This is a genomic window from Streptomyces sp. NPDC020747 (genome assembly GCF_044334695.1).
GTDB lineage: Bacteria > Actinomycetota > Actinomycetes > Streptomycetales > Streptomycetaceae > Streptomyces.
Map to the genome: position 1 here is coordinate 881,778 of NZ_JBIRTJ010000002.1, position 6,586 is coordinate 888,363.

5 protein-coding genes are annotated in these 6,586 nt (G+C 70.8%); 1 reads left to right on the plus strand and 4 read right to left on the minus strand.

The genetic code is table 11. The annotated features are described in order from the left end of the window. The first annotated feature begins 42 nt into the window (after positions 1 to 42). Positions 43 to 1,458 carry a cytochrome gene (locus ACH4YP_RS09055; protein ID WP_361061392.1) on the plus strand — a complete coding sequence of 472 codons (1,416 nt, stop codon included), beginning with the start codon at positions 43 to 45 and terminating at the stop codon, positions 1,456 to 1,458. Between the two features lie 171 nt (positions 1,459 to 1,629). Here the strand turns inward: ACH4YP_RS09055 and ACH4YP_RS09060 are convergent, their stop codons facing one another. The 4 genes from ACH4YP_RS09060 to ACH4YP_RS09075 form a co-directional block, all read right to left on the minus strand. Next, complete coding sequence (locus ACH4YP_RS09060; RefSeq protein WP_361061394.1) at positions 1,630 to 2,148, minus strand: hypothetical protein; 519 nt, start codon at positions 2,146 to 2,148, stop codon at positions 1,630 to 1,632. Between the two features lie 250 nt (positions 2,149 to 2,398). Continuing rightward, positions 2,399 to 4,825: a 1,4-alpha-glucan branching enzyme gene (gene glgB, locus ACH4YP_RS09065; protein ID WP_398489995.1), complete on the minus strand. Its 2,427-nt coding sequence runs from the start codon at positions 4,823 to 4,825 to the stop codon at positions 2,399 to 2,401. Between the two features lie 91 nt (positions 4,826 to 4,916). Continuing rightward, entirely contained in the window at positions 4,917 to 6,320 is a 1,404-nt protein-coding gene (locus ACH4YP_RS09070; protein WP_398489997.1) for a phosphotransferase, read from the minus strand. Positions 6,321 to 6,476: 156 nt separating this feature from the next. Beyond that, a partial coding sequence (locus ACH4YP_RS09075) for an alpha-glucosidase C-terminal domain-containing protein (protein WP_398490052.1) occupies positions 6,477 to 6,586 on the minus strand: 110 nt, incomplete at its 5' end.

Genomic DNA, 6,586 nt, shown 5'->3' on the forward strand with positions numbered 1-6,586 from the left:
GGTCACAGCCGGTGTACGCCTGATGCGGTAATCGTGTTCGCCATGGAACCTCATCCGTTCGGCGTGGCCCCGGCCGACAGCCTGCCGCTCGAATCGCTCTCCGTCGAGCCCCTGTTGACGTCGGAGTTCGACGCCGATCCGGGCAGCGTCTACGGAAGGCTGCGGCACACGTACGGGCCGGTGGCGCCGGTCGGTCTGCTGGGCGTGCCGGTGTGGCTGGTTCTCGACTACCGCGAGGTTCTGGAGGTGCTGCGCAACGAGAGCCAGTGGCGGCGGGACATCCGCCACTGGCGGGCGCGGGCCGAGGGGCGGCTGCCGCACGGCTGGCCCCTGCTCGCCGGGTACGAGGTCCGGCAGATGATGTTCATGGACGGCGAGGAGCACCGCGCCGCGCGGCAGAGCTACCACACGGCGCTCGGGCCGTTCCAGGACGCGCGCACTCCGCAGGGGTGGGAGCTGCGGTCCACCGTGGTGGCGTACGCGGACGAGCTCATCGCCATGCTGGCCGCTGAGTCCGGGTCCGCAGGGTTCGCGGACCTGGCGGCGCAGTACACCCGGCCGTTGCTGCTCATGGTCACCACCCGGCTGTTCGGCTGTCCCGTCGAGCTGGGTGACGAGCTGGTCATGGACCTGTGGCGGATGCTGGACGGCGGGCCGGACGCGGGCCCCGCCACGGGCAGGGCCCTGGCGGCGATGACCCGGCTCGCCGCCCACCGCCGTGCCCGTCCGGGCGACGACCTCACGTCGTACCTGCTGCTCGCCAATCCGGCCCTGTCCGACGAGCAGTTGGGCCGGGAGCTGTTCATGAACGCCGTCTACCTCACCGACATCACCGGCAACATGGTCTGCAACACGCTGCTGGAGGTGCTGCGGGGCAACGCGACCGTCCGGCGGAGCCTGTCGGCCGGGCTGATCGGAGAAACGGTCAACCGGGCCGCTCTCGCCAACACGCCTGTGGCCAACATGTGTTTCCGTTTCGCGGCGCGTGACGTCAGGCTCGGGAACTTCTGGATCCGGGCCGGTGACATCGTGTCGCCGTCCTCCGCGGCGGCTCACCGGGACCTGATGGCGATCGGGTCCCACATCGTGGATTCCTCGGTGAGCACACGGGCGCATCTGGGGTGGGGTGCCGGGCCTCACCAGTGCCCCACCGCCGCCCGTGAACTCGCCGGCACCATCGTGACCACGGCCGTCGGCCGCATCTTCGAACACTTCTCCAAGGTCGAACTCACCCTGCCGCCCGACCAGTTGCCCTGGCGCTCGGGACCGGTGGTGCGGGGGCTGCGGCTGCTGCCCGTCCGCTACGAGCTGAGCGAGAGCAGTCCGGCTCACCGGCCCGTACCCCGGTCCGGCGCCCGCGTCACGACGCCGAACGCCCCGCGCACGTCCGAACGCCCCGCCCAGCGCCTGCTCGGCGCCCTGCGCCACCTGATGTTCGGCTCCCGAAAGCCCAACTGACGCCCACGGAACCGCCTTTGCTGAGCCGCTCGGTGCTTCCCGGCGTGGTCCTGCCGCGTGGTCACGGTCGACGCGCTCGCCATGTCGACCGCCGGTGCCGGCACGACCGCCGGTACCGGCGCTTCGAGGGCCACCCGCCACCTGCCCTGCGGACGGGCCGCCCCGGTGTCGTCAGCCCTCGCCGAACGCCTTCATCTCGCAGGCGTCGCTGATCTCCTGGTAGTCGGGATGGTTGAGGCTGTCTCCGTCATCGAGGCCCCAGCCGTCCTCCGTGAGTACGCTCTTGATGCCGTGCTTGTTCATGCACCGCACCATGGTCCGGGTGTCGTCGCGGTACTCCGGGTTCTTCGCCGGATCCAGCTCCGGCGGATCGAGCGGCTGCTTCGACCTACAGGCCTTCAGGGCGGCTTCGTTGATGGCGTTGTTCTCCTTCTTCTCCGCCCCGTTCTCCTTCATGCAGGCGGCCCAGGCGTCGTAGAGACGCATCTCCTCCTCCCGGGTGCTGTCCAGCCGGAGTTGCGGACGGCCCGCGTCGGGATCGGCGCTCTTCGACCGCGGCGAACCACCGCCCGCCGCCGGGCTGTCGATCGAGGCGACCCCGTCCCGACCGCCCTTGTCCGCGTCGCCTCCGCCGCCGTCACCGCATGCGGTGAGGAGGACCAGCGCGGTCGAGCCGACGGAGGTGAACACCGCGGCCCGGAGCGTACGACCGCGCCCGGGCCGCGCGCCACGGGATGACCCCGTGCGGCGGTCCGGCCATGCTCGATCGAAGGGATTCCACATGGCGCAGACCATGGCGTGAAGATATGACGATTCTGTCAGGACGCGGTCAGGGACCCGTCTGACCTCATCTCGCCGCGCCTGAAGTGACCCCCACGAGCGCCCGGGTCCACCACCGGCCCGACCTGCCGGCCCTCGATGTGAGGATGCCGGACGGAAACTAGGCCGGCCGCAGCCACACCGTTGCCAGGGGCGGCAGCGTCAGCCGGATGCTCGCCGGGCGGCCGTGCCAGGGCTGGGCGTCGGGCTTGACGGGGTCGGGGTTCGTGACGTCGGCGCCGCCGTAGCGGCCGACGTCCGTGTTCAGGATCTCGTGCCAGGCGGGCACGTCGTCCGGAACACCGAGCCGGTACTCGTGCCGCACCACAGGCGAGAAGTTGGAGACGGACAACAACGGCGACCCGCCCGCGTCGAACCGCAGGAACGCGAAGACGTTGTCCTCGACCGCGTCCCCCGCGATCCAGGCGAACCCGGAGGGATCGATGTCCCGCTCCCAGAGCGCCGGAGCATGCCGGTACACGGTGTTGAGGTCCCGGACGAGGTCCCGCACACCCCGGTGGTCGGCGGCGGCCCCGTACGACGGGTCGAGCAGCCACCAGTCGGGCCCGTGCGCCTCGGACCACTCGGCGCCCTGCGCGAACTCCTGCCCCATGAAGAGGAGTTGCTTGCCGGGGTGCGCCCACATGAAGGCCAAATACGCCCGCAGCGTGGCCCGCTGCTGCCACCAGTCGCCCGGCATCTTGGACACCAACGACCGCTTCCCGTGCACGACTTCGTCGTGGGAGATCGGCAGGACGTAGTTCTCGCTGTACGCGTACACCATCGAGAACGTCATCTCGTGGTGGTGGTACTTGCGGTGCACCGGCTCGTGCGCGGCATAGCCGAGCGAGTCGTGCATCCAGCCCATGTTCCACTTCAGACCGAAGCCGAGCCCCCCGAAGCCGCCCGGCCCGATGTGGTGGGTGGCCCGCGTGACGCCGTCCCACGCCGTCGACTCCTCGGCGATCGTGACGACCCCCGGCTCACGCCGGTACACCGTCGCGTTCATCTCCTGGAGGAAGGCCACCGCGTCGAGGTTCTCCCGGCCGCCGTGGACGTTGGGCGTCCACTCCCCGGGCTCGCGCGAGTAGTCCAGGTACAGCATGGACGCCACCGCGTCGACCCGCAGGCCGTCGATGTGGAACTCCTCGCACCAGTACACCGCGTTGGCGACCAGGAAGTTGCGCACCTCCCGGCGTCCGTAGTCGAACTCCAGGGTTCCCCAGTCGGGATGCGCGGCCCGCAGCGGATCCTCGTGCTCGTACAGCGGCCGGCCGTCGAACTCCGCCAGTGCCCAGTCGTCCCGCGGGAAGTGCGCGGGCACCCAGTCCATGATCACGCCGATCCCGGCCCGGTGCAGCGCGTCGACGAGGTACTTGAAGTCGTCCGGCGTACCCAGCCTTGCCGTGGGCGCGTAGAAGCCGGTGACCTGATAGCCCCACGAACCGCCGAAGGGGTGCTCCGCCACCGGCATCAGCTCCACATGGGTGAAGCCCAGGTCCGAGACGTAGAACGGCAGTTGCTCGGCCAGCTGACGGTACGTCAACCCCGGTCGCCAGGACGCCAGATGGACCTCGTACACCGAGAAAGGCGCCTCATGGGCCGGCGGGTCGGAGGCCCGTCGCGCCATCCACTCCCCGTCCTGCCACTCGTGACGCGAGGCGTGCACGATGGAGGAGGTGGCGGGCGGGATCTCCGTACGCCGTGCCATCGGGTCGGCCCGCATCGTTTTGGAACCGTCGGGCCGGGTGATCTCGAACTTGTAGAGCTCGCCCTCACCGATCCCGGGAACGAACAGCTCCCACACCCCGGAGGAGCCGAGCGACCGCATCGGAAAGGCCGTGGCGTCCCAGAAGTTGAAGGTTCCGGCGACCCGCACCCCCCGGGCGTTGGGCGCCCAGACGGTGAACCGGGTGCCGGCCACGTCCTGGTGGACCATCGGCTCGGCACCCAGCGCCGTCCACAGCTGTTCGTGGCGCCCCTCGCCGAACAGATGCAGATCGAACTCACCGATCGTGGGCAGGAACCGGTACGCGTCCTCGGTGTCCTGAACCGTCCCCTCGTACTCCACGAGCAGCCGGTACGCGGGCACCTCCCGCAACGGCAGCACGGCGGAGAAGAACCCCTCGCCGTCGTCGTGCAGTTCGGCCCGCAGCTCCCCGGTGACGACCGTCACCGACAGTGCGTACGGCCGCAGCACCCGGAAGACCACACCGTCGGGCACGGGATGGGCCCCGAGCACGGAGTGCGGCTCGTGATGCGCGCCCCCGAGCAGCCGCTCCCGGTCCCCACGGTCCAGCACGGCCAACGGCCGCACATCCCGCACGGGCTCCGCGACCTGTACGGGCTCCGCATCGCGCACGGGCGGCTCCGCACCCTGTACGGGCTCCGCATCGCGCACGGGCGGCTCTACATCCCGTACGGGCTCCGTGGGCTCCGCGACCGCGGGCTTGGCCTTCGCCTCCGCCTTGGCGGTGGCCTTGTCCGTGCCGGCCTTTGCCTTGGCGCTCTTCGGCTTCTTGGCGGGCGGGTTCGGGCGGGGGGTCACGGGTGGAGCCTCCTCGGCGGAGTCGACGGTGATGAGCGGGAGGGGAGGACGGGTGAGGCGGGCGGGGCGGGTGGGGACGTAAGGGGCGTGCCTACGACGATCCGGAGAGGGCCAGGCGGCGGACCGCCTCCATCGGCACGGGCAGCCAGTCGGGCCGGTGCCGTGCCTCGTACACGACTTCGTAGACCGCCTTGTCCGTCTCGTACGCGCGCAGCAGCACCGGATCCGTACGCGGATCACGCCCGCCGGCCTCGGCGTACCCGGAGCAGTAGGCCGCCCGGCAGGTGTCGGCCCAGCCGGGCACGAGGGGCGCGTGCGAATGTGCCGCGTAGTCGAAGGAGCGGAGCATCCCGGCCACGTCCCGCGCGGTCGGCTGAGGCATCCGCCGCTCGGCGAGCGGCTTGGAGGGTTCGCCCTCGAAGTCGATCAGCGACCACTCACCGGACGGCGACCGCAGACACTGCCCGAGGTGCAGATCCCCGTGGATCCGCTGGGCCGTCCACGTCTCGCCCTCGCCCGCCAGGTCGGCGAGCGCCTCGAAGGCGGTGTGCAGCCCCGGCGCGTACGGCCGCAGCGCGGGCACCGCCTGGGCGGCGGCCTCCAGCCGCTCGGTCATACCGTCCACGAGCAGTTCCAGCTGCCCGCGTCCCATGGTCACCGTGGGCAGTGCCCGCGCCAGCGCCATGTGCACCTCGGCGGTGGCCCGCCCCAGCGCCCGCGCCTCACCGCTGAAGTCCTCGCCCTTGGCGAGCTCACGCAGCGCGAGCTCCCAGCCGTCCGCCGCTCCCTGGACGAAGGGCTGCAGCACACCCAGTACGTACGTCTCGTCGGCCAGGTCCGCGAGCAGCCACCCGGCGGGCGCCGGAACCCGGGGGCAGCCCTCGCGGGACAGCACCAGCGGCAGCTCCAGGTCGGGGTTGTCCCCCGGCACGATCCGCCGCAACAGCTTCAGGATGAACGTATCTCCGTAGACGATCGAGGAGTTCGACTGCTCGGCCGTCACCAGCCGCGGCACCAGACCGTCCCGGATCTCCTGCCGCGTGTCCCGCTCGAAGCGCAGGTCGCCGACGCGCGCCCGCGACCGCAGCGCCTCCAGGAGCACATCGGCGGGCCGTGCGTCGTGCAGTGCCTCGTACACGGTCCGTCCGGCCAGCGGTCCCTCGGTCGGACGGCCGATCAGCGCGGGCGCCAGCCGTGGCGGCAGCGTCTCGCGCACACCGATCAGGAGCTGGTAGCAGTCGGCCGGATGTGTGGCGGCGCTCTGCGTCGGTACGAGCGGCTGATGCGCCCGCACGAGCAGATGCAGCAGCCCCAGCTTCGAGTCCCACGGCAGCACTTCCGTCGCCGCCACCAGCGAGAACCCGGTGACGGGACGGCCCTTGCCCGCGAACCACCGCTGCCGCGGCAGCCACTCGCGAAGCAGCGGATCGAGGGACGCAAGGATGCCTGGACTCGTCGAAGCGGAGTGCGCGGAACGGGTGACGGCTTCCGACATGGCGTCGCGTCCTTTCCCCAGGACCCGGAAACCGGGTGAGTCGGGGTGTTACTGATGCGTGCCCCAGGCGGGGCGGCGGAAACCGCCCCGCCCCCGTTCTACTCCTACCTGCTTCTTCTCCCTGTTTCCAGGCCATGTCCTTCTTCCTACGTGTTCCTACGCCATTTCCTTGCGGAGTCGGAACCAGTAGAAGCCGTGGCCGGCGAGGGTGAGGAGGTAGGGGAGTTCGCCGATGGCGGGGAAGCGGACGCCGCCGATGAGTTCGA